The organism is Lysinibacillus sp. KCTC 33748 (assembly GCF_002237755.1).
GTDB lineage: Bacteria > Bacillota > Bacilli > Bacillales_A > Planococcaceae > Lysinibacillus.
Map to the genome: position 1 here is coordinate 1 of NZ_MWSJ01000012.1, position 24,695 is coordinate 24,695.

General features: G+C 34.9%; 23 protein-coding genes. 17 read left to right on the plus strand and 6 right to left on the minus strand.

Going from position 1 to position 24,695, the window contains the following annotated elements:
* Positions 1-588: 588 nt before the first annotated feature.
* Positions 589-1,578, plus strand: coding sequence for an ETX/MTX2 family pore-forming toxin (locus tag B1B04_RS14900; protein WP_094075110.1), 990 nt, complete (start codon positions 589-591; stop codon positions 1,576-1,578).
* 181 nt (positions 1,579-1,759) lie between these two features.
* On the opposite strand, the gene B1B04_RS14905 is transcribed toward B1B04_RS14900, so the two are convergent.
* The gene (locus B1B04_RS14905) at positions 1,760-2,221 is read right to left on the minus strand and encodes a GNAT family N-acetyltransferase (protein ID WP_079562233.1); all 462 of its coding nucleotides are present in this window, start codon (positions 2,219-2,221) and stop codon (positions 1,760-1,762) included.
* Between the two features lie 173 nt (positions 2,222-2,394).
* Here B1B04_RS14905 and B1B04_RS25710 point away from each other — a divergent pair, with 173 nt between their 5' ends.
* The 3 genes from B1B04_RS25710 to B1B04_RS14915 all read left to right on the plus strand — a co-directional run bounded on the left by B1B04_RS25710 (position 2,395) and on the right by B1B04_RS14915 (position 4,608).
* A complete protein-coding gene (locus B1B04_RS25710) occupies positions 2,395-2,568 on the plus strand; it encodes a hypothetical protein (protein ID WP_170938991.1) in 174 nt (57 codons plus the stop codon).
* Positions 2,569-3,109: 541 nt separating this feature from the next.
* Positions 3,110-3,988: a GNAT family N-acetyltransferase gene (locus tag B1B04_RS14910; RefSeq protein WP_079562234.1), complete on the plus strand. Its 879-nt coding sequence runs from the start codon at positions 3,110-3,112 to the stop codon at positions 3,986-3,988.
* A 77-nt stretch (positions 3,989-4,065) separates the two neighbouring features.
* On the plus strand, positions 4,066-4,608 hold the full coding sequence (locus B1B04_RS14915) for a GNAT family N-acetyltransferase (RefSeq protein WP_079562235.1): 543 nt from the start codon (positions 4,066-4,068) through the stop codon (positions 4,606-4,608).
* Between the two features lie 50 nt (positions 4,609-4,658).
* Here the strand turns inward: B1B04_RS14915 and B1B04_RS14920 are convergent, their stop codons facing one another.
* Together B1B04_RS14920 and B1B04_RS14925 are read right to left on the minus strand one after the other, a co-directional pair.
* Positions 4,659-4,841 carry a hypothetical protein gene (locus B1B04_RS14920; protein WP_079562236.1) on the minus strand — a complete coding sequence of 61 codons (183 nt, stop codon included), beginning with the start codon at positions 4,839-4,841 and terminating at the stop codon, positions 4,659-4,661.
* 116 nt (positions 4,842-4,957) lie between these two features.
* Positions 4,958-5,578 carry a LysE family translocator gene (locus tag B1B04_RS14925; protein WP_079562237.1) on the minus strand — a complete coding sequence of 207 codons (621 nt, stop codon included), beginning with the start codon at positions 5,576-5,578 and terminating at the stop codon, positions 4,958-4,960.
* A 506-nt stretch (positions 5,579-6,084) separates the two neighbouring features.
* Between B1B04_RS14925 and fabZ the strand changes: the two genes are divergently transcribed.
* From fabZ to B1B04_RS14950, 5 genes are all read left to right on the plus strand, one after another.
* Positions 6,085-6,510 carry a 3-hydroxyacyl-ACP dehydratase FabZ gene (fabZ, locus tag B1B04_RS14930; protein ID WP_079562238.1) on the plus strand — a complete coding sequence of 142 codons (426 nt, stop codon included), beginning with the start codon at positions 6,085-6,087 and terminating at the stop codon, positions 6,508-6,510.
* A 573-nt stretch (positions 6,511-7,083) separates the two neighbouring features.
* Positions 7,084-7,845 carry a glycosyltransferase gene (locus tag B1B04_RS14935; protein ID WP_079562239.1) on the plus strand — a complete coding sequence of 254 codons (762 nt, stop codon included), beginning with the start codon at positions 7,084-7,086 and terminating at the stop codon, positions 7,843-7,845.
* 246 nt (positions 7,846-8,091) lie between these two features.
* Entirely contained in the window at positions 8,092-8,565 is a 474-nt protein-coding gene (locus tag B1B04_RS14940; protein WP_240518308.1) for a hydroxymyristoyl-ACP dehydratase, read from the plus strand.
* An 11-nt stretch (positions 8,566-8,576) separates the two neighbouring features.
* Positions 8,577-9,029, plus strand: a complete 453-nt coding sequence (locus B1B04_RS14945; RefSeq protein ID WP_079562241.1) for a DinB family protein — start codon at positions 8,577-8,579, stop codon at positions 9,027-9,029.
* Between the two features lie 424 nt (positions 9,030-9,453).
* A complete protein-coding gene (locus B1B04_RS14950) occupies positions 9,454-10,194 on the plus strand; it encodes a polysaccharide deacetylase family protein (RefSeq protein ID WP_079562242.1) in 741 nt (246 codons plus the stop codon).
* A gap of 26 nt (positions 10,195-10,220) precedes the next feature.
* Here B1B04_RS14950 and B1B04_RS14955 read toward each other — a convergent pair whose 3' ends face one another.
* A complete protein-coding gene (locus B1B04_RS14955; RefSeq protein WP_079562243.1) occupies positions 10,221-10,481 on the minus strand; it encodes a translation initiation factor 2 in 261 nt (86 codons plus the stop codon).
* Positions 10,482-10,704: 223 nt separating this feature from the next.
* On the opposite strand from B1B04_RS14955, the gene B1B04_RS14960 reads away from it, so the two are divergent.
* The 4 genes from B1B04_RS14960 to B1B04_RS14975 all read left to right on the plus strand — a co-directional run bounded on the left by B1B04_RS14960 (position 10,705) and on the right by B1B04_RS14975 (position 15,358).
* Complete coding sequence (locus tag B1B04_RS14960) at positions 10,705-11,466, plus strand: GNAT family N-acetyltransferase (RefSeq protein ID WP_170938992.1); 762 nt, start codon at positions 10,705-10,707, stop codon at positions 11,464-11,466.
* 370 nt (positions 11,467-11,836) lie between these two features.
* Positions 11,837-13,339: a lmo1851 family serine protease gene (locus B1B04_RS14965; protein WP_079562244.1), complete on the plus strand. Its 1,503-nt coding sequence runs from the start codon at positions 11,837-11,839 to the stop codon at positions 13,337-13,339.
* An 80-nt stretch (positions 13,340-13,419) separates the two neighbouring features.
* On the plus strand, positions 13,420-14,322 hold the full coding sequence (locus B1B04_RS14970) for a CobW family GTP-binding protein (protein ID WP_079562344.1): 903 nt from the start codon (positions 13,420-13,422) through the stop codon (positions 14,320-14,322).
* A gap of 346 nt (positions 14,323-14,668) precedes the next feature.
* A complete protein-coding gene (locus B1B04_RS14975; protein ID WP_079562245.1) occupies positions 14,669-15,358 on the plus strand; it encodes a CAP domain-containing protein in 690 nt (229 codons plus the stop codon).
* A gap of 613 nt (positions 15,359-15,971) precedes the next feature.
* Here the strand turns inward: B1B04_RS14975 and B1B04_RS14980 are convergent.
* The gene (locus B1B04_RS14980; protein ID WP_079562246.1) at positions 15,972-17,342 is read right to left on the minus strand and encodes an MATE family efflux transporter; all 1,371 of its coding nucleotides are present in this window, start codon (positions 17,340-17,342) and stop codon (positions 15,972-15,974) included.
* A 518-nt stretch (positions 17,343-17,860) separates the two neighbouring features.
* Here B1B04_RS14980 and B1B04_RS14985 point away from each other — a divergent pair.
* On the plus strand, positions 17,861-18,937 hold the full coding sequence (locus tag B1B04_RS14985; protein WP_079562247.1) for an undecaprenyldiphospho-muramoylpentapeptide beta-N-acetylglucosaminyltransferase: 1,077 nt from the start codon (positions 17,861-17,863) through the stop codon (positions 18,935-18,937).
* 223 nt (positions 18,938-19,160) lie between these two features.
* On the opposite strand, the gene B1B04_RS14990 is transcribed toward B1B04_RS14985, so the two are convergent.
* Positions 19,161-19,709: a GNAT family N-acetyltransferase gene (locus tag B1B04_RS14990; protein ID WP_079562248.1), complete on the minus strand. Its 549-nt coding sequence runs from the start codon at positions 19,707-19,709 to the stop codon at positions 19,161-19,163.
* 529 nt (positions 19,710-20,238) lie between these two features.
* On the opposite strand from B1B04_RS14990, the gene B1B04_RS14995 reads away from it, so the two are divergent.
* From B1B04_RS14995 to B1B04_RS15005, 3 genes are all read left to right on the plus strand, one after another.
* Positions 20,239-22,254 carry a diguanylate cyclase domain-containing protein gene (locus B1B04_RS14995; protein ID WP_079562249.1) on the plus strand — a complete coding sequence of 672 codons (2,016 nt, stop codon included), beginning with the start codon at positions 20,239-20,241 and terminating at the stop codon, positions 22,252-22,254.
* Between the two features lie 244 nt (positions 22,255-22,498).
* Positions 22,499-23,173, plus strand: a complete 675-nt coding sequence (locus tag B1B04_RS15000; protein WP_079562250.1) for a response regulator transcription factor — start codon at positions 22,499-22,501, stop codon at positions 23,171-23,173.
* Positions 23,170-24,555, plus strand: a complete 1,386-nt coding sequence (locus tag B1B04_RS15005; RefSeq protein ID WP_079562251.1) for a HAMP domain-containing histidine kinase — start codon at positions 23,170-23,172, stop codon at positions 24,553-24,555. Before B1B04_RS15000 ends, B1B04_RS15005 begins: the two co-directional genes overlap by 4 nt.
* Positions 24,556-24,695: the final 140 nt, after the last annotated feature.

Here is a 24,695-nt window from a genome sequence, read left to right on the forward strand (position 1 = left end):
GAGAAAAAACTACACTACTAATAGCTGATGAAATATTCCCCACGTACGAAAATCGCTATGTTCCAATAGGTACATAGCGATTTTTTGTGCATTTTGAAAATTCCCTATTATGCAGGGGGTTCCGGAAAGCTTTTAACTTTGCCTTAAATTGTTTTGTATTGTAATACGTAATGTGTTTTTCTAATTCAATTTAAAAATGCTAAGAAAGCGTCAACTGACAATAGAAACAGCTTTCTGTGTAAAGATGTAAAACGTGAATAGAGGAATTTCTCAACAAAATAAACAGGACTCATAATTTTCATATGAGTACCTGGTTTTAATGTGCGCCCGACATGCGTATGAACTATAGGGTGTAAGTCCCGAACCGATTAGGCGATGTACAACTGTTAAAATATGAAATTTAATTTAAATAGTTTTATTAAAGTTGGTTATTAATATAATAAATAATTGTGATTTTGATGTGTTAAAAGAGAAAAAGAAGTGATTATATATAGTAAATTCACCTGAAATGTATTATTATAGGTAGATTTTTTGTAGATTTGTGTCAAGATGTGTCATATGATAAATTGATGGAAAAGGAGGAATATTATGAAAAAACTGAAAAATAAGACTTTAGCATTGATAGCCATTACTTCTATAGGTACTTCGTTTGCGATGACATCACCAATTTCTGTAAGCGCTACACAAAACAATGGCGAAAAAATTTATGCAATGCAAACAAAAAATGAAATAGAAGATGCAAAGGTACCAATTGAAAACTTAGTAAATCATTTTGTGAAAAACTTGAATAAATATTATCCTGACAAGATACAAGGTACGTATCGAGAGGATAAAGATCCGAAAATAATTTACAATAATCTAAATTTCAATCAATTTTCAGTTCAAGCTGATGGCCCACCTGTCATTACAAGTTCAGAAAATGTATATGTAGGAAGAGAAACTTTAACAAATAACACGAATGTGGAACAAGTTTTAACGACGCAAAGCTTTACTAAAACCCTTTCGAATACGGTTACTAGCTCGACTACACATGGATTTTTATTTGGAGTAAAAGCCTCTGCTAAATTCAATATACCTTTTGTTGGAGAAACTGGAGTTGAAATGTCAACGGAATACAATTTTTCTAATACATCAAGTTATGAAAATAGTGAATCGTATACGTATATAGTTAGTCCGCAAAATATTCGAGTTCCTGCACATTCATCTGTTGAAGTCATTGTAATATTAAATACGGCTAAAATGAACGGGGATGTAAAACTTTTGGCAAATGCGTCAGGTACGGTGACGGCTAGTCCATTTTATACTAATCCTCAATACCCTAATATAGATTTTAACGCATATATGGAAAATATGAAATTGAATGAAATTGCAAGGGTGGTTTCACAAGAGAATTTAAAAAATATTTCTCCTAATTCAGATGGGGAAACAATTAATTTAATAGGATCTGGTAAGTATGAAGCAAAATATGGAACTACATCTTCCGTTACAGTAAACCCTGTGAATACAAAAGGGAAAGTAGCAGATGATGGGTACACATATAATGTGAATCCGGAGATTGTGAAAGAGAATTCTTTTTAGCAGTCTACCAATATACCTAACATATCCTGAGATTCAACCCAAGTTATTTGAAAAGACACTTGCTTCTATAAAAAACAATGGAGATTTGTACTAATAAATGGTTGTAAAATAACATAGGTCGAATGTTAACATTTCTAAAGAGCCTGCTACTTTTAATGCAGGCTCTAATATCGATTTATTTTTAAAGTTCTAAGCACATAATAAGGCTCGCTTCTTTAAATCCATGTCTTTCATACAAGGCAAGAGCACCACTATTTTCTGCTAAGACACTTAGCTCTAAATGATCTAATTTACGTTCTTCTACCCATTTTTTTGCCTCTCGTAGCAATTCTGAACCAATGCCTTTACTTTGATATTGACCTCCAACAATTACATCCATAATATATGCATAATTATGCTGGACGATACAAGAATAAGGAGGAGTAGTTAATTCTTGAATTAGTAAAAAGCCGGCAATATTGTTATCTATTTCAGCAACAAAAATATCCGATTTTTCTTCTGAAATTGTGTTTGTAAGAAACTCCACATCCTGTTTTGCTGGAGCTATGTACTTTGGTTGTAGTTTTGACATCTCTAAAAACAGTTCTTCATATAATATTTCTATTTGCGGAATATTATCTAATGTTGCAACTTTAATATTCATGTTCTACCTCTATACGAATTTACATTATTTTACTTTACCATATTTTGTGATTTTTGAAAATAATCAGTAAAATGAATAAAAAACTCAAATAGTTAACACCGTATAAACCGCAGAGGATTTCCAATACTAAAGCTGTTTAAAAATAATCAGAATGATAAAGGAGGCTATCAACAGTGAGATTTTTTGCATGGGGACTTTTAGGTGCCGCAGCTATTTTTGGCGTAGTGAAACGCTATGGGATGTCAGACAATGTACAACAAATGACATCGTCTTCTCAGGAAGGCACGACACCGGTACAATTAGTTGCAAACAGTAATCCACTTACCGCAAATACACCAAAACAATAAATAATGCACTATCTGGCTTATAGACACTGTAAAGGTCTATAAGCTTTTACATAAAAAATGAAAGCTAATATTATTCTTTACAAAAGTATCCAGAAAAATGTATAGTTATGTTAAATATATGGTGAAACGGGGTTTTGATTATTTATGATGAAACTTATTAATGGCTAATAAAATTTTAAATAATTTTATAGTGCAATAACGCATATTAAGGTGTATACCTTAATTCTTTTCAGTTCGCCCATTTGCACAATAGCGATTAGAAGTCATCATATCTATTCAAATCATATATTTTTAATATCTCCTATAAGCCTCTAGCAGGGTCAAGGCAAAATCCGAACGAGTATTTTTTGTACAGAAGCTAAAGCCCAGCGAAGTGACAGCCACAATTACACTGAGGAGTATTAATTTATATTGAATTTAAATTTGACTATGAGAAGGATTTCTTCTTATAGTTTTTTTTTGTCTTTATGGGGGGTGTGCAAAATGGTAATGTCTCAATTACTTACTTTGAGCTAATAAAATAGAGAAATGAGGCGTAAATATGACAAATTATCAATTAGTATATGATTACAAGGACAATCAAAAATATAGAGAAAGTTTTAATGAATTAGCAAAGCTAGTTTTTGGATTAGATTTTAGCCAATGGTATGAAAAAGGTTGCTGGAACGATCAGTATAGTTGTTATTCATATATCGATGGAGAAAAGGTAATTGCAAATGCATCAATAAGTAAAATGACTGTAGTTGTAAACGGTAAGGATTATAAAGTCATACAAGTTGGTACAGTAATGACGCATCCGGATTATCGTCATAAAGGTTTAGCAAGGAAATTAATGAATGACATTATTGATAAATATGAGAAACAATACGATTTCATCTATTTATTTGCGAATGAAACAGTCTTAGATTTCTATCCGAAATTTGGGTTTTCACGAGTACAAGAAAGTAGATATTTCTTAAATGCTGATCGTTTACAGAAAAAATCAAACACCACGATCCGAAAATTAAATGCTGAAAATAGCAACGATGTATCTTTATTGAAATTGTATGCGAAGGAAAGAATTCCATTGTCGTCGGTTTTAGATGTGAAAGATAATGAAAGTTTACTTATGTTCTATTTTCTTATTGCATTTCCTAATTCAATTTATTTTATCCAAGACGAAGACGTTATAGTAATATTCGAAAAAGAGGGTGAGGAATTACATCTTTTTGATGTTGTTAGTCGCAGTAAGATTGATGTAATAGAAGTTTTAAGCTACATTACTACATCGGATATAAAAAGAATTATTTTTCACTTTATTCCTGATTGTCCTAATCTAGAGTCTGAAGTAATTGAAACCGAGGACGATGTATTGTTTATTCGGCCGATGATAAATTTCGGGACAGAACGACCGTTATTTCCATTAACATCGCATTCGTAAGGCTGGTTAAATGTTTGAATACAATTATATTAAAGAGTTTTTTCTATTATAAGAATAAGTGAAAAGGGTGATTCAACTTGATACAAATAAAAAGGATATATAAAGAAAATTTCCCACAAGGCAAAAAAATTATCTATCAATACAGCTCCAATAATTTTTATGATGTTTCCTTTAAAGAACAAGAAAATGGCTGGTCAGTTGATTTTACGTTAAAACATTTCGACACGCCATTTCACAAGTATTTGGAAGGAGAAATTTTTGAGGATCATATAGAGGATATGGAATGTTATATTGTTGAGTTTAATGGAGAAGAAGCGGGAATTGTTAGTATTAATCAAGAGAAGTGGCATCATGTGTTAAGAATTAATGATATTCATATAGATCCAACCTATCAACAGCAAGGCATTGGAAGTAAGCTCATGGCTTTAGTCAAAAAGCGAGCAGCAGAAATTGAGGTGAGGGCGATCGTTTTAGAAACACAAACGTCTAATTATCCTGCTATACAGTTTTACAGAAAACATGGATTTCACTTAATTGGATGTGACCTAATAAGTTACTCCAATAAAGATATTGAAAAAAGGGAAGTAAGGATTGAAATGGGATTTGTACTTGAATCGTAATTATCGAAAAAAGAGAATGAAGGTGACAAATTAAATAAAGTCATACTTCTTCAGCAAAATGAGGGGATGATTTCCGTTTCGGCTGGGCGCTTAGTTGTTGCTGTCGCTTCGCTTTCGCACAGATAAAACATTTGTTGCTGCCGCTTCACTTTCGCACAGATAAAACATTTGTTGCTGTCGCGCTTCGCTTTCGCACAGAGCAAAGCTTCCAGGGGGCGTCCGATGAGATTCATTTAAATTCTCCTTATCTCTTTTTTAATTATAATATTAGATAAAATTACCCAAATTCCTCTTTAAAGAAATAAAAAAGAGAGAACACGTTTTTAATCGTATTCTCCCTAAGAAACTATTATCTACTTTGAGTTTGAAGTGCTAATTTAACGCCTAGTCCTATATAAACGAAACCAACAGCCTTTTCAAGCCAACGTGAACCATTGTTTGTTGTTTTCGTAAAGATTTTTTCACCAATAAAGCTTGTAATAATAGCTAACAAAATAGTATACAAAGCGCTCATCACAACAAAAGTAATGCCTAAAATCAATAATTGTACAGTGATGGATTGGCCATTATGTTGAACAAACTGTGGTAAAAACGCTAAGAAAAATAAAGCGGTTTTTGGATTTAAAATTTCCGCTAAAAAACCTTGTCGGAACGAAGTACTTGCCGGGCTTTGTTCAACAGTTGGTTTTTCTATTTTTTGTGGTTTTGTTAGTAGCATTTGAATACCTAAATAAACAAGATAGGCTACACCAATATATTTCACTACTTCGAACGCAGTGGCAGATTTCATTAAAATGGCAGATAACCCTAAGACAGCTGCTAACGTATGGACTAAGTCACCTAATCCAATGCCTAATGCAGTGAAAATACCGTTCTTTTTACCACCTTTCAGCGTTTGCGTAATGGTAATGATAACAGCAGGGCCAGGAATTAAAAATAAGAGAAGAACTATTGCGATAAAAGATAACATGTTAACCCATCCTATTCTAATAAACTAAACATTCAAGTAACACAATAATAAGATTAACTTAATGAATGCAAAAAATATTATATGCTATCTTCTATATAACTGTCGATAAAGAAATACTAAAATAGAAGCGAACTAATTATTCGTAAAAATCGGAAAATAATTCAGTGATATTTGTATAGTGTTATATATTATTGAATTATAGTGAAGTAAGTGTATGTTATAACAAATACACAATTTTATTAACGTGAGAGCTGCATTCGAACCAATAGTGGGAGATATTATTTATGCGGATGCACGAGGAGCAGCCTCAAATTATTTGAGGAACTTCCCATATGAAAATGTCCCTGCCTCTATTTGGCCACTCAATAAAGAAGACTACTAATACAAAATAGTACAGTCACATCTAATTAGGATGTGGCTTTTATTTAGAAATTCAAACAAAAAATAGTACCAACTACTAATAATTAATGCTAGAATTAGGTGATAAAATTATTGGAGGTTTTTTGATGCTAGATATTCAACAAATACAAGAGGTTTTACTACATCGTTATCCTTTTTTGTTAGTGGATAGAGTATTAGAATTAGAAGAGGGGAAGAGAGCAGTAGCCATTAAAAACGTCACGATAAATGAAGAGTTCTTTAATGGACATTTTCCTAATTACCCGGTAATGCCAGGTGTATTAATTGTTGAAGCATTAGCGCAAGTAAGCGCTATTATTATGCTTACAAAAGAAGGGAACCAAGGCAGACTTGGATTACTGGCAGGTATTGATAACTGTCGCTTTAAAAAACAAGTGAAACCTGGTGATCAACTGCGTCTTGAAGTGGAAATTACACGCTTAAAGGGTGCCATTGGTAAAGGACGTGGGGTTGCAACGGTTGACGGAGAAATAGCTTGTGAAACAGAGCTTATTTTCGCATTCGGAAGCTAAGTTAATTCGATTAAAGAGTACTGCAAAAATCATTGCAGTACTTTTTTTGTGTGCTGTGTCAAAAGGGTATTTAAAATTATGTTGAATAATATAGTAAATGAATGACTTCTAAATGCAGATGGTTACATGAACTATCCATTAGCTCTTTATATAGTCATTTTAATCATGCAATTGATCATCCTCACAAATATACCTGCAATTTTCATCTCAAGCAGATCAAAAAGAGAAGCTCTAATGACTAGCACAACATCCAACTATCTAACAATTAGTTTGTTAATTACAACAAGCCAAAATCACTGATCGAGGTAGTCGGCCTTTCTATAGAAATATGGCTAAGTGGCGCGATTTAACAATTTCAGAGAAACAAGGTTTGCAAAAGAGAAGCCTGTTCTTTTGTTGGAAGAATAAAATAAAACAAAAGAATTAATCATCACATGTCGTATCTAAAGAAGAATTAAATTCATTTAGCTACAAAATAGACATAAAAATCCAAAAATATAATAGTTAAGGGAAAGGGATGAATGTATACTTAAATTAAAATAATGAGAACTAATTATGAAGGGGAGATTTTATATGTCGTTAAGTACACCATTTATAAAAGATGTTCCTGATGAAAATGTGAAATTTTCTGTTATCATACCTGCTCATAATGAAGAAAAATATATCGGTGAGTGTTTAGAGTCAATTGCAAAGTCTGCACAACCTTATAAAGATCAAGTTGAAGTTATCGTAGTGCTAAATCGTTGTACAGATAAAACGAAAGAAATTGCACAGTCCTACAATTGCGTGACATTGGAAAATAGCGATAAAAACCTAGCCAAAATTAGAAATGCTGGGGCTACTTTAGCAAAAGGCGAAATTCTGATTACAATTGATGCTGATACTCGAATGACAGAACATTTATTATCTGAAGTTGAAAAGCATTTAGCATCTAATCAATACATTGGAGGAGGCGTGAATGGTAATTTTGAAAGAATGTCCTTAGGTATCGTTGTTTCTAGCATGGTGCTAATTGTTCCTTTACTTTTCAAGTACGGAGTTATCTCTGTGGGAATCTTTTGGTGCTATAAAAAAGACTTTCAGGAAGTAAACGGTTTTAATGAGAATATGCTAATGGCAGAGGATGCTGATTTTGCTAAGCGTTTAAAAGTATGGGGCAAGAAGAACGGAAAAAAATACGGAACAATTAAAAATGGGATGATAACTTCTTGTAGACGATTTGACCATTATGGCGACTGGATGTTACTGAAACGTCCAGATATAGTTTTTGCTTATCTCAGAGGTACGAATAAAAAGGCTGCAAATGAAGCCTATTATGATGATCAAGCAAGATAAAGTTCAATTAGCTCGTCTCGACCACTTCGTTGTAAAAGAAGTGGTTTTTTATATGTATTTCTTTACATTTTCTAGAATGTACTTCGTAGATAATAAACTTCAATAAAGTTTTGTCGAAAATAACATACAACCTTTCTGTCCCTTCATATACTTTAATTATCTGAAAGATTTGGGTGACTATAAACATGTTTTCTATTTTAAATAAGGTCATTAAATCTGGTAAACCAGTATGAGAGGATGAGGGGTTTGAAGCATCCCGGCACAAATGTTTTTGAAAATAAAGAGGAACTATTCATACCTAAAAAAGCTTTAGATAAAGATTTTTGTGATCGATTAGTGAAAAAAATCCATAAAAATATTCTAAATGAAAATATAGCAAACGATGTTTATATGTCTTATTTCGTGATTTTTGATCAAAAGTATACATTGAAAGAAATTCAATATCTTCTAGATGTTTTGAAATTACAAGCAAATGAAATTATTAGATCAAAGCCGATTTTTATTACATTATGTGGTGTGCTATTATCGTTAATTACTATTATTGCCTCTGCCATTAATACAAAACTCATGATTGGTATCTCATTTGTCCAAATAGTTGCTCTCGCAGTATTAAGTTTTAATGTAGCTGTATTGTTTATTTCTTATAAAATAGAAAAAGAATATAAAAAGATATACGAAGTCATTAAATTAATCGATTATTATTTAAGCTTTTATAAGTAGGGGTGGGAATTATGCAAAATATTATTGATCAATTGAATGGTTGGATAAATAAAGTGCCGATAGAGTTCCGGCAAATGTCTGAATTAGAGATTTCGCAACGACCAGCGCCTCAAAAGTGGTCGAAAAAAGAGGTATTAGGCCATTTATGTGACTCTGCCATCAATAATCTACAAAGGTTCATTAAAATACAATACGAAAAGGAACCCTTTGTACTAACTCCATATAATCAAGTTGAATGGGTAAAAATCCAAGGATATCAAGAGCTACAGATTGATGAAATATTAGATTTATGGGTGAGCTTAAATAAAAAAATAATAAATGTTATTAAAAAAATCCCCAATGAAAAGCTAGCCCTCCAATGTGATATTGGAAGTAATGAACTCATGACCCTACAGTGGCTTATCCAAGACTACCTAGAACATATGGAACATCATATAAAAAAACAGATTTTATTAGCGGACTGAAATAAAGGAACTCTGTGTAAGAACGCCACGCACTGTGGCAATTTATCTGTGCGAAAGCGAAGCGACAGCAACAATATGGTTTTATCTGTGCGACAGCAACAACAACAACTCGGTTTCGCACAGAGACAAAAACACGTTGCTGCCGTTAGCGCTACACTTTCGCGTGAAAAATATCTACAGGACTAAACACAAAGCCGATTAACGGGTGCAATAATATCGGGGCATAATTGATGACAGCGTTAGCTTTTTAACAATTTGGCGCAAATTAGTTGTCTAAAAATGTATTTGACAAACCCAAAAGACAACCTCTAACTTCAATCTGTTTTAGCTTAAGATATACACCAACAAAAAAATTAAAAAGAGCATTTTTTTTATCATTCCTCAAATAATAAGTCTAAATATTTTTAGTTGAGGAAGTGAAGAATTGAAAAAATTGTGGTTTTTAATACCTGTTTGTCTTTTAACGGTCTCCTTTTTTTATCTAAAAGTTGGCGCAGCAACATATGAAAATAAAGGAAGAAAGTATTATGAAGAAGCGGGACAAATTGTTTGGGAAATCAAAACGGACGAAAAAATTGTTGCTCTAACCTTTGATGATGGGCCACATCGAAAGTACACATCTGAGATTTTAGATGTATTATCAAAATACAATGCGAAAGCAACTTTTTTTATTGTTGGCCAAAATGCACAAAAAAATCCTGAAGTGATATCAAGAATGTATAAGGAAGGCCATGAACTAGCTAACCATACATTTACGCATCCCTTAAGGACAAATGTCCCGAATTTACTTAAGGAGATAAAACAAACAGATGACACTATTCAGAACATCACTGGAACTAAACCAACTTTGTTCCGACCTGTTGAAGGTCAGTATTCAGATGCAATGATTGAAGCGATTGCTAAAGAAGGATATAAAGTGGTTATGTGGTCATGGCATTTAGATACATTAGATTGGAAAAGTCCAGGAACGAATAGAATTGTGAATACTGTGTTAAATGGTGTTAAAGAAGGTAATATCGTTCTTTTTCATGATGGAGGCGGCAATCGTCATCAAACTGTGAAAGCGATGGAAAAAATATTAGCAGAACTTGACAGTCAGGGATATCGATTTGTCACAGTTTCTGAATTACTCGACGAGCAGGGTAAAAAAAGCACAAACAAATAAGTATCCGGAATGTTTGAAGCAATATGTTATTTTAAAATTTTTTTTATTTGCTGTAACTCAGAAATTAAATAATCAATTTGTTCTTTCATGTTTGCATTTTGTTTTGCCTGATCATTTGAATTGTCATTTTTGGAATTTTGTAATGCTTCTAAGGCAAGACCTGCTGCAACTGCCTGAATGCCATCACCTAATGTAGAAATAGATGATCCGATATAGGTAAGTTTAGCAGCAAAAATATCCAGTGAATCAGTTGATTGATTTTTAAATGTATTCTTATTCCTATCCATTATTAAACCCTCCTTAAATAGTTCAAATCATTCCTCATTTATCATTTGTATGAAATATCGACAATGAGTAGTCCTATGTAAGACACATAAACATATTAATTTTCTTCCCTTTGTCGAAATCAGGCTAAAATGCAAATTAGCCTGATTTTTATGTTCTAATGCGTACTTTAAACACCTGAATAAAAAGGGTATAATTACCATGATGATTAGGGGGTGATTGGCATTGGGCAAGGTTGAATTGGTGGAAATGAATGCTGAGCTTTTAGAGGGAATTGGGAGCTATTGTCTTAGAAGCAAGAAGAAATCAAATGGCTATATAAATAAGAATAAATGGCTGAATAATCGATTTGAAGAAGGCTTGAAATATGTGCAAGTAATCGCCAATAAAAAACAAGTAGGGTTTATTGAATATACAGAAGCAGAAAATTCATCTAGAGTGGTTCATGCTGATGGTTATTTAGTCATCCATTGTTTATGGGTAAGTGAAGTTGGAAAAGGATACGGTGCTCGATTAATTAATAAATGTATAGAAGATGCAAAAAAACTTGAAAAAAAAGGAGTTGTTGTTATTACGAATTCAACAACGTCTTGGTCGCCAAGCAAAGATATTTTTTTGAAAAACGATTTTCAACTTATTGATGCGGCACCATATGATTTTGAATTACTTGTCTACCCTTTGAGCAGTGAATCCGAACAACCATATTTTCCGACTGATTGGGAGGAGAGATTAAAAAAATTTAACAATTTGACGATATTACGTTCATTCCAATGTCCGTATGTCGAAATTGCAACAGAAAATATTATAGCTGGTGCAAATACATTGAATATACCAGTGGAACTTATTGATCTCAGGGGTAGAGAAGCGTTGATGGAACTGGCGCCAACCCCGTATGGTATTTTTTCTGTCATTTTTAAGGGCCAGCTTCTTACATTTCATAGGTTAACAATACATTCGGTGATAAAAAAATTAAGAGAACTTACGTAATAATAACAGCGCAAATGATAGGAACATGCATAAGTGGACATGTAATTTCTAATATTCTATGAGGATATTAGTTGACTGCCACGAGGAAATGAGTAAAATAGAAAATCAGTACCATTATATACCTACAACTTAGCAGATAACTGGAGTGTCTTTAGAAAGTACTTCTGAGGCATCTTTACTTTTTACAAAGGCTACATAGAATAAATAGCTTATAATAAAGTGATTAGAAGTGATGGATTTTAGGAAGATTGATGTGGACAAGATTTGTCATGAAGTTTTGACAGTCTTTTTCTTTTCGTCTTCTCTATAACCTGTTAAGATGGTAATAGTGTGAAACAAGTTAGTGTATATGAGAGTGGTGACAATCAAGATGGATGAAGAGAAAAAAGATAGTGTAGAACAGCAGACAGAACAAACATCCGCTGCTGAAATAAAACCAGCAGTACGATTTGTACAAATGAAACCGTTTAAATTTATCATGTTGATGTTCTTTACAATCCTTATTACTGCAGGCTTAACGATCTTTGCGTTAACATTCGGTGAAAAGAAAGTAGTTGAAGTGAAAGTACCGAGTGGGCGTGCAGAATTTACAAAATTATATGAAGCCTATGATTTACTTAAAAACAAGTATTACAAAGATATCGATGATGTAAAAGTGGTCGACGGCGCTATTAACGGCATGTTCGACGCACTAGATGATCCGTATTCTGATTTTATGGTGAAGGACGAAGCAGAACAATTTCAGTCTGGACTGTCTTCTAGTTTCCAAGGAATTGGAGCGGAAATTCAAGAACGTAACGGTTTTATTACTGTTGTGTCACCTATTAAAAACTCACCTGCTGAAAAAGCGGGCTTATTACCACAAGATATTATCTTAACTGTGGATGGAAAAAGCATGCAAGGATTTAGTGCTTCTGAAGCAGTTGCGCGTATTCGCGGCGAAAAGGGAACGCCTGTAAAATTAACCGTGAAACGTGGAACAAATGCTGAGCCTATTAATATGACGATTGTCCGTGACGAAATTCCGGTTGAAACGGTTTACGGTGAAATGCTTGAAGGGGACATTGCCCATATTCAAATCACGTCATTTAGTGAAAATACTGCAAAAGAATTTGAGAAGATTCTTGCAGATTACGAAGGTAAAGCAAAAGGCATCGTATTAGATTTACGTCAAAATCCTGGCGGCTACCTAGATGCAGCGGTAGAGATTTCGAATTTATTCGTTCCAGAAGGTAAAGCGATTGTACAAGTGCAACAAAAAGATGAGGAGCCGAAAATTACAAAAGCTGTTTCTGGTAAAAAATACAATATTCCAGTGACAGTACTTGTCGATAGCGGCAGTGCTTCTGCTTCTGAAATTTTAGCTGGTGCATTAAAAGAATCTGTTGGTGCTAAAATTGTTGGAGAAACATCATTTGGTAAAGGTACAGTGCAAAATGTCGCACCATTAAAAGATGGCTCTAACCTTAAATTCACAACAGGAAAATGGTTAACACCAAATGGTAACTGGATTAACGAAAAAGGCATAGCTCCAGATGTGAAAGTGTCATACCCACCTTATGCTTCATTACCATACTTAGATCCAGCTATGGAAATGAAAATGGGCGTGCAATCTAACTCTGTAAAAGCGGCACAAGAGATGTTAGAAGTTCTAGGATATGAGCCTGGAAATGCAGACGGTATTTTTGAGCAAAATACAGAAAGTGCAGTGAAAAAACTGCAAGCTGCAAATGGTTTTGAAGAGACTGGTGTTTTAACTGGCGATACAACGTATGCTTTAATGGATGCGTTACGCGCTAAAATAAAAGCAGAGGATCCTCAATTGTTAAAAGCGAAAGAACTGCTAACTGGTACACCAGCAAAAACTGAGTAAACTACAAACTAACAAAGTAGCTGTCGCAGTAGGCGTCTCTAAGGCCTCTAGCGACAGCTTTTTTAATAGGAGGAAAAATGGTGAAGGACGTATATTTATTTAGTGGTTTTTTAGGTAGTGGAAAAACATCCATGTTAACTGATGTTATTCGACAACTTAAGGAAAAAAAATTAAAACCCGCTGTCATTATGAATGAGCTTGGAAAGCTACCATTTGACTCACAGGCTGTGGAAAAGGATATTCCGTTAAAGGAAATGCTAGAGGGCTGTATTTGCTGCTCTGGCGCTGAAAAAACAGAGGCGCAAATTCAATCTCTTCTATTAGATAGTGACTTTGATGTCCTGATTATTGAAACAACAGGTGCAGCACATCCTGTGGAAGCATTAGACGCTGTTTATTCACCATTATTTGCAGAAAAGCTAAATGTCAAAGGGATTGTCACAGTTGCTGATTCAAAGCTGTGGTTGAACCGAGAAACATTAACTCCGCAAGTGCGCTCTTTATTTATGGAACAAATCCGTCACGCACATTTATTACTGGCCAATAAAACGGATTTACTAACAGAAGCTGAGCAGGCACAAGTTGTTTATGAGCTGCAAGGCTTTAATCCACATGCCTTTATTTTGCAAACTACAAATGGACGCGTGCCATTACGTTTATTAGAAGATTTAAAGGCAACGGTACAGGTGGACAAACAAGATATTGTGAAAGCTCCTATAGCATCGATGCATCTAGGCTCACGATTAGTTGAATTTAAAGACGTTAACTTTACACAAGAACAATTTGAGGATTGGGTACGTACATTGCCTGAAACTGTGTATCGAATGAAAGGATACGTGCCAATTGAAGGTGTAAAAAATCCTATGCTGTTTCAATATGCATATGGCATGGTCCAATGGCTTCCAGAGTACGTAAAAATGCCCGCAAAACTCGTGATCATTGGTGAAGATGTAAGTAGATTAAACGTCATTGGTATTGAGTAAACGCTAAAACTAGTTAAAGCAAAATCCAAAATCTGCCATTCCTGCTTGTCAGACGAAAGTTTTGTTCGTTTCGTCTTTCTCAAAGTAGAAATTTTGGCAGTTTTTTTGTGTGAATGCGCACGAAAATATATTTGAATATTGAAAATGCTTAATAGTTTTTAAGAGGTGTCAACCCTATTTAAAACGTAAGTATTTCATAGGCTGGTGAAACCTGCTAAAAATTAATTCCAATAACCCTCTATTTAACGCGAATCTATTTCTTGGATGGTGTTGCTAGAAGATCCTGGTAAGAAATTTATTAAAATCGTACTTTACGATTGTTTGCATAGAAGGAGGAATTGCAAAAATGAAAAAAACACTAACTGCAATTTGTGCAACATTTTTATTAGCAGCTCCAATTCAAATGGCTTCCGCTGCAGAAAATACTACAGAGGGGAACACAACTACAGACTGTAATAAAGTTGTTTATTCTTATAAATGGTCAAATCAGTGGTCAAATCATAAGTGGGTAGTTAAACAACCACAAACACAAGCACCATCAAAAGAAGTACAAGTACCAGAAAATAATCAAACAACAAATAACAATACACAAACGACTCAAAAAGATAATACAACACCAGCACCATCTCAAACAAAACCATCAACATCTACTTCAGATGTGAATGCTTTTGAACAAGAGGTTGTAAAATTAACGAATGCTGAACGTACAAAAGCTGGTTTAGCACCATTTAAAACTGATGATAAATTGATGGCAGCTGCTCGTGAAAAATCACAAGATATGCAATCTAAAAACTATTTTTCACATACAAGCCCTACATTTGGTTCACCATTTGATCGTATGAAAGCTTTAGGTATTACGTATAAGAGTGCAGGAGAAAATATTGCACAAGGTCAACGTTCACCTCAAGAAGTAGTACAAGGTTGGATGAATTCACCTGGTCACCGTGCGAATATTTTAAATGAGAAATTTACGCATATTGGTGTTGGCTATGTGAAAACAGGTAACTACTGGACTCAACAATTTATCCAAAAGTAATCGTATAAATTGAATAGCTACATTGAATAATAGGATGTCCACTAAGTTGTAATAGGCTTAGTGGACATCTTTTTTTTTGACAAAAATGCATGGTTCTTTGGCAAAACGAGGGTTGATTTCCGTTCCGGCTGGGCGCTTTCCTGGGGGCGTCCGATGAGCCGCTTCACTCGCGTTGCTCGCTGCAGGGTCACATCTGTGACGCTGAACCCCGGGGAGTCGCCCAGCCTCCACTCCAATCAACCTCTTCATATAGTGTGTATCGTTTTAAAATTCCGCATTCACAAAGATTACTAGATTATTTAGTTTTTCAACACAATATAATTAGAAATGTGTTTAATTTCTTTTTCATGGTGTCAAAAAACATTATGTCAATGATATTAAGATGCCATAATAGTTAAAGGGTGTCTCTTTGGTCAAAAGAGTGGGTGATTACTGTTCTGGCCGGGTGTTTTTCTGGAGGCTTCGGGGCAAGCAGATGATTTTTGCGCGAAAGCGAAGCGCGAGGAATTGTATTAGGAGATAGAGGATTTTTAATTATACATAGAATAGGGGATATGGGTGGCTCTCATAGGTTTGTTACTTCAATAATAAAAAAAGCAAACTAGAGCGAAGTCTAGTTTGCTATTGTTATTTTGGTCGTATTTGTAAATCTTTTTTGAACAAGTAATAAACGTATTAATAAAGTAATCGCGCCTGCTGTCAGACCTGCTACTAGTCCAATCCAGTAACCAAACGGCCCGAAGTCTGTATGAGTGGCAAGTACATAGCCGACAGGCAAGCCGATTACCCAATACGAAATGATGGCCATAATAAAGGTTACTGTAACATCTTTGTACCCTCTTAAAGCTCCTTGTACAGGCGCCTGGATAGCATCAGATAGTTGGAAAATGGCTGCGAAAATTAAAAAATGAACGGCGTACTCTAACACTTTTCCATCGGTTGTATACATATTTGCAACGGGTTCGCGAAGGATAAAAAGGATACAAGCTGAAACAAAGCTAAATAAAATCGCGGTCCCGACACACAAATAGCTATAGAGTCTAGCATCGCGCATACGTCCAGCACCAATTTCAAACCCAACTAATATCGTTACACCCATCGAAATGCTGAGCGGTACCATATACAACAAACTAGTGAAATTTAATGCAATTTGATGAGCTGCAATGATTTCTGTACTGAAGCTACTCATCATCATTGTGACAGCAGAAAAAATACTCGTTTCTGCAAATAAGGATATTCCGATTGGCACGCCAATGATTAAAATTTCCTTCCAACGAAGCCATTCTAATTTTGGCCAGTCATTAAATAGCTGGAAACGTTCAAAAGGCTTACGTTTAGCGATAATCCAAACTGTAATCAAGAAAACAAGCCAGTATGTAATCGCTGTTGCAACGCCGGCGCCAATTCCGCCAAGCTCAGGTGCTCCAAATTTGCCGAAAATAAAAATATAATTCAACGCAATATTAATAGGTGTTGTAAGTAATGTAATAATCATTGTAACGCGAGTTTGTCCAAGCGCATCGATAAAACAGCGCATGACAAAAAATAAAAACAGTGGTATAAGTCCAGCGCACATCGATTGAATATAAGATTTAGCAATTGAATGTACAGAGGCTTCTAAATCCATCTTGCCAAGAATCCAATCTATACCGACTATTAATAAAATAAAAATAAGTGCTGCAAGAACGATGGCTACATAGATTCCTTGCTGAACAGCTCTTTTTGCTGCAAACTCATTTTTAGCTCCAACAAGCTGTGAGACAATAGGTGTGATCGCGAGGAGAATTCCAGATAGCCCTATGTAAATAGGCATCCAAATAGAGGAGCCGATTGACACGCCAGCGAGATCGGTGGTACCGTACCGACTTGACATTAAAATATCGAAGAAAGAAATAAGATAAATAGCTACTTGCGATACAAAAATAGGTACGATAATTTTTAAGATTAATGCATATTTTTCTTTTAACGTAGTTGTTTGATTCATAGTGAATAATCTTCCTTTATTATCATAATTAAAATAGTATAGCATACTAAAATAGAGTAAAGATGAAAAAATCAATTATGCCTCGGCATAATTCCATCAGACTGAGTTCCGTTCTTTCAGCGAGTGATTAGACACCGGCTGAAAGAATTTAAAAGCTTCATCTGTATCTTTTCGTTCGCATATAGTAAAATAAAAGACTGTATACAAAAGTAGTATGGCTACAATGGCTTTTAACTTCTTTCAGCGACAGTCACCACCTATATAGGTGATAAGTTACTTATTAGTGTGTGTGCAAGCATCCACTGAAAGAAGGAATTCAGTCTAAGAACGCCACGTCCTGTGGCAACGACTGAGTGACCAACATCGTGTTGGCCCAAAGCCTCCGGCGGATGTCACGAAATCGGAAAGGAGTTCTTTGTTAACACAAAGCCGATTTCTGACGCAAAGTGTATCTGTGCGAAAGCGAAGCGACAGCAACAATTATGCCGGTGCATAATTGATGGAATAGGAGAATTAATGTGAATCAACAAACAATCATTTTAACCGGTGGAGGGACAGCTGGTCACGTATCGCTTAATCAAGCGATACTCCCGTCTTTACAAGAACTAGGTTATGATGTCCATTATATTGGCTCAGACCAAGGCATGGAGAAAGAATTAATAGGCGAGGCGTTTCCTAATGTTCCGTTTTACGGTATTTCTAGTGGGAAATTGCGCCGTTATTTCTCGATGAAAAATTTTACAGATCCATTTAAAGTGCTTGCTGGAATGATGCAGGCTTTTCGTATTATTAAAAAAGTGAAACCACAAGTCATTTTTTCAAAGGGCGGATTTGTTTCTGTCCCTGTTGTCATGGCTGCGAAATTTGCTGGTGTTCCCGTAGTCATTCATGAATCAGATGTTACACCTGGCTTAGCCAATAAAATTGCGCTACCATTTGCATCACACATCTTTACGATTTTTGAGGAAACATTACAGCATCTGCCGAAAGAAAAGGCAACATGCACAGGCTCTATTATTCGCGAAGAGTTATTTATGGGAGATCGAGCGAAAGGGTTAGCTCTTTGTGGTTTTACCACATTAAAACCTGTTCTTCTTGTGATGGGAGGCAGTCTAGGTTCAGTTGTCTTGAATGATGCACTTCGTCAAAATTTACCAGAGCTTGTGAAGCAGTTTCAGATCATCCATTTGTGTGGTAAAGGGAACTACGACGAATCATTTGAATCGATGTCTGGATACAAACAATTTGAATATGTGACAACGGAATTGCCGGAGCTATTACACGCAGCAGACTTTATCGTCTCACGTGCGGGTTCTAATTCGATTTTTGAATTTTTAGCACTGCACAAGCCGATGTTGCTAGTGCCGTTATCTGCACAAAAAAGTCGTGGTGACCAAATATTAAATGCCAACTTATTTAAAAGACAAGGCTATGCAGAAGTGTTGCAAGAGGAAGAGTTAACAAAGGAATCGTTTAAAAAATCAGTTCATGTGTTAACAGAGCGTAAAGCAGAAATGGTTTCAACGATGGAAAAAACGCAAAGACCGAAAACCCCTGAAGAAATGGCGAAATTGATTTTACAATATAAAAAGTAGTTTTTCGTTATCACAGCCTTTAATTAAAACACAATTACAGTAATAAAATGAAACAAAGCTAAAAATAAGCTATGTGTCTGTCATGAAGACGGAGCACATAGCTTATTTTTATCCGGGATGAACGGGCAGTAATTAATCTTTATCGAAAGTAAAGACTGGTAAAGACAAATGATCAGCGAAGGCTGCAGAAAACCATCGCTGATTATAGTTTCGCTTTATGAAATTACATCGCTTGTTCTTCGCCTTCCGCCACTTGATTGGCAGTTGTAAGGTAGAATAAGTCTTTTGGGATTTTATATAAATTAAATTGCGCCTCGCCTCTGTTAACTTGTGCTAATAATGTTGGATGACTTTCATTTGCGCTCACAACATAAGGTAGCTTTAAGGCTGCACGCTGTGATTTTATATTTTCAACTCGAATACGGAGAAATACCGTATGGAAATTATAATCAAAAAATAGTTCATTCAAAAAAAGCATTTTTGCTTTTTGGTTATAACCTAAACCTTGATAAGGGAGTCCAATCCACGTTCCTATAAAGCCTGCACCATCCTCCACATCATGAATGCTAATGGTGCCGATCGGTTGACCCCAATCATCAGTAATTGTCCTTGAAATAGCGAGTCCCTTCGCTTCTTCTTCAATCAGTTGTTTTGTCATAAACCAATATTCATCAGCGGATGTGGCTTTTTGACGGACAAAAGGGAATACAGAAGGGTGTGATAATAGCTCATAGAGCTCTGTACATTCATGTAGGTCTCGATGTTTAAGCATACGAAACGCCTCCTTTACTAGGGTAGTTAAAACAATTCCTTTAAAACATAAAGAAGAAAACTAAAATTCGTACTGGAATTAAAACCCAAAGAACTAGACGTTCAAACTATGATAACCATAATCTCCCGCTGTCTTACTGATTTTTCGACCATACCGAAAAAAGGCTAGTTTTTTTAATATAATATAACAATCACACTGCTTTATGCAATCATTTTCCTCGCTAAAACAAAAAATAAGTTTTTGTGACTGAAAATTCTGAAAAATAGGTAATCGGGTAGATAGTTAAAAACTGTTAATGTATAATTTTGTAGAGTATTAAGTCTATAATATCAATTTTTGAATAAAATAGTGTTTCTTTAGGATTATTTTATTTCTTTAAAAGAGGTAAAATATCAAAAATTACCCTAAAAAGGATATAAATTTTCCAATTCGAGAAGGGTAGTTCTTTTAAATTATGTTATAATAGTAGTATTGATTTTTTTGTATGAACAAAAACTATATTACTATTAACGACTTATGGGGTGGCAGCATGAAATATCTTTTAAGCGAAGTCTTATTTAATGAATTATTTTTTGGAAAAGATTTTGTCTTTTTAATGAAAAAAGTGGGAGACGATTATCAATATATTCGCTTAAATCAAGCAGCTAGAGCTTTGTTTCCACAAGAGGCGAATGGGAAAATGCTTTCTTCCCTTACCCAAAGTCGTAGTTTCACTACAATTCAAGAAAATTACAATCAAGCGATTATAATGCGTAGTCAAGTTGATTATGTGGATTATGCCTATTATAAATCAGAGGTTCGTAAATACGAGACATCTGTTCGTCCGCTTAAACATAATAAAGAAGACTATATTTTAGCTATAACTAAAGAGATTCTCTATGATCGTAGCATCGAAGATAAGTTTTTGTTTCTGCGTTCAATGTTTGATCATGCCTTCTTTTCGACAGTCATCTTATCAGCTGAAGGGACTATTTATGAAGTGAATGCCAGCTTTACAAAAGACTTTGAATTAGATACTGAAACAGTTAAACAGCATCTATTCATTGATCTACCGATTGTTCCTAAAGATGAAGTAGAAAATATACAGAACTATTTACAAAAAGCAGCTATGGGCGAAAATATTGGCGAAAAACTCATTAAGCTTCATACACTGGATAAAAAAGAGCGCAAGTATTTAGTTTCACTATCCCCAGTTATGCAGGGGGATAACTCTTTTGCTATTTTTCTTATCATGCAGGATTTCACACAATTCACCGAACAAAAGGCAGAGTTACGCTCAAAATCTCATGGTTTAGAGGTGTTTAAGGCTGCACTCAATTCCGCAGCTTCCATTGCTGTTCTAGATAGAAATGCAAAAATTTTAGAAGTAAATGATTTATTTTTAAATGCAACAGGCTTCATTGCAGAAGAGCTAATAGGTCAATCTTCCTTAGAATTAATCGAGCCTCGTAACGATACAGAAGAGTTAGTACAAATACTTAGGACGGGGAGTGTTTGGAGAGGGGAGTTATGCTATCGTACAAAATTCCATGCTGATTGCTGGGTAGAGACAACTATAGTTCCATTGAAAAATGAATTTGGCGAAACAGAACAATATTTATCCATTAACTATAATATTACGGACAAGAAAAGAATGTTAACGGAATTGAAAAATATTGAACGAACATTCCGTCTCATTACAGAAAATACAAATGATTTAATTGTCATAACTAACGAAGATGGCATCATTATTTATGCCTCGCCTTCTTATGAGATGTATTTAGGCTACGAAAATGTAGAATTACAAGGTCAGTTTTACAATAATATTGTCGATGAACAAAGTAAGAAGGCTTGGCAAACGTTTCTAAATAATTTTTCGGGTCTAACAGAAACACAATTTGAGCTTCTACTAAAGGCGAAGGACGGTACGCCTGTTTGGACTGAAGGAAACGTAACAGTTGTTCATGATCCAAAGCGTGAAAAAGTATCACAAATTATGATGGTATCTCGAGAGATTACTCATCGTAAGGAACGAGAGAATGATCTATTATATTTAGCCTATCACGATACATTAACACAATTACCAAATCGCCGTTTTTTAAACAAGGAGTTCCCCAAAATATTGGCAGAGGCAAAAGAACATAATGAGTGTTTAGCTATACTCTATATCGATGGGGATGACTTTAAGACTGTAAATGATCAGCATGGCCATGACACGGGGGATGATTTTATCCGAAAGTTTGGTCAAGTATTAATCACCGCGGTACGTAACCACGATTTAGTGATTCGAATGGGTGGTGATGAATTCGTTGTCGTCTTAACAGATTTAACTAGGGATGGTAAGACGAGGCATACTCAAATGATGGATATTATAAATCGCATTCGTAATGAACTGAAAAAAGGTTGGACGATTGAAAAACATCACTTTGCACCAACAGCGTCCATTGGTATCGCTTATTATCCGGATCACGGTCAAACATTAAATGGATTGCTAGAATTAGCAGATCAAGCTTTATATAAAGCGAAGGAAATCGGGAAAAATAATCACTATATTACTGACATTTAATCAACTATGCCTCGGCAACAACACAAGGGCCGACTCAATGTCGATCATTTCGGTAATGACTGGCGTTTTTAGCGATGCTGGTCAATTAGCCGTTATCGCATGGATACAATGATTTCTCCTTAGAATTTTAAAAAAAGTCTGTATTACAAGTAGTTGCTTGTGGTACAGACTTTTTGTTTGATGGTATGCTATAACCGGATTAAGGAAAAAACCTTATCGTTAATTTGGAATAGAAGGTGATGTAATGCCGAAAAAAATACTTTTGGTGGAAGATGAGAAGCATATCGCTCGTTTTGTAGAACTAGAATTAAAACATGAAGGCTATGATGTATTAGTCGCTTTTGATGGACGTGAAGGACTTGAACTAGCTTCATCTGATAATTTTGATGTGTTGTTATTAGATGTAATGCTTCCGGGTATAAATGGAATTGAAATTTGTCGTCGAATACGCACGCAATCGAAAGTACCTATTATATTGTTAACGGCACGAGATGCTGTGATGGATCGTGTAGCTGGCTTAGATGCTGGTGCAGATGACTACATAGTAAAACCATTCGCTATTGAAGAACTATTAGCTAGAATTCGTACTATTTTACGTCGGGTGACACCGGATGAAAAAATGGAGAAATCATTACATTTTCGAGATATCGAAATGGATATCGCGGCATATGAAGTTTTTGTACAAGGGAATAAGCTTGATTTAACGAAAACAGAATATGATCTACTAAAACTATTAATAGAACATAAAAACAAAGTTTGTACACGGGAGCTAATTTTAACCTCCGTTTGGGGGTATGATACGGATATAGAGACAAATGTCGTAGATGTATATATTCGGCATTTGCGAACGAAACTACCGGGTGATACGAATGCCTATATTGAAACCGTTCGTGGGGTTGGGTATGTGATGCGTGAATGAAAAAATGGAGAGATTATTTAGTCAATCAGTCATTACAAAGAAAATGGATGCTAACTTCTAGTGCTGTTATATTTTTTAGCTATACTATTATATGTATTGTCGTATATATTTCACTTCATACATGGCTATCAAATGACGAGGCAAGTAAAATCAAACGGACAAGCGATGATTTGGTGTATTTTTTAGAGTCACAAGGACCTAATCTTACCATTCAGGAAATTCAACAAAATAAAGGTCTTATAGATTCTATTGCCGATCGTGATCAAACGATTAGAATGTTTAATTTAGATGGCGATCAGATTCTTCGTATTAATAATACTTCCCAGGCTGCACCTCTTTCCTCAATGGGGGAAATTATTGATATGACAATTGATAAAAAAGATGTCATTGTCATTAATGAACCGATTCAACTTGGTTTCTTTCATGGATATATTCAGGTGATTCATCCTTTATCGAAGTTCCAGTCTTTGATGCATTATTTATTGACGACAATGCTAATAGCGGGCTTAGGAGCATTATTGTTATCAGCATCTATTGGTTTTTATCTTGCAAATTATTTGATGAAACCATTACGGGCGTTACGTTCATCGATGAAAACCGTTATGGATAAAGGATTTAATGAACCGATTCAACTAACTTACACGTCTCATGATGAGATAGGTGATTTATTGAAAATGTACAATACGATGATGAATGAATTGCAAATATCATTTGCACAGCAGCAACAATTTGTTGCAGATGCCTCTCACGAATTACGAACGCCTATTCAGGCAATTGAAGGGCATCTATCCCTTTTGAAAAGATGGGGGAAGGACGATCCTGAAATTTTAGAGGAATCTATTAATACTTCGCTAACGGAAATTGCACGAATGCGAAAAATGATCGAAGAATTACTAGAACTTGCTCGTCGTGAGGAAAAAGATATCGATAGTGAGGCTGATGCAGTAGCTGTTATAGAAGCGGTAATCGAAGAGACGAGACTCCTTCACCCAAAAGCTCGAATAACACTGTCGAAAAATGAGGAAATAGGGCGGATATTTATAACAGAAAATGCACTTAGCCAAATTGTTCGTAATATAATAGAAAATGCTATTCGTTATTGTGAAATAGTTCCTGAAATTCAAATTTCACTTGCTGTTTCCGAGAAGGAAGTATTGTTAAAAGTGGAAGATAATGGGATTGGAATAGCGAAAGAAAATATTCCATTCATTTTTGATCGCTTTTATCGGGTCGACGAGGCAAGGAATCGTCAAATCGGAGGAACAGGCTTAGGGCTTAGTATTACAAAAATGTTACTTGAAAAATACAATGGCTCTGTAGAAGTCAAGAGTGAGAAAAATGTTGGAACCGTTTTCTTCATGAAATTCCCTTTGAAAAATTGAGAAAAATACACGCTTTATTTCATTATTCTATCCTTTGGGAAAAAAATTGCTTAATTTGCTAAAAAGAGTTGTATTTTTTGTGAAGAGTAGTAAGATTGAGATGGAAAAAACGTTCTTTAAATAATGGATGAGAAGTCAAA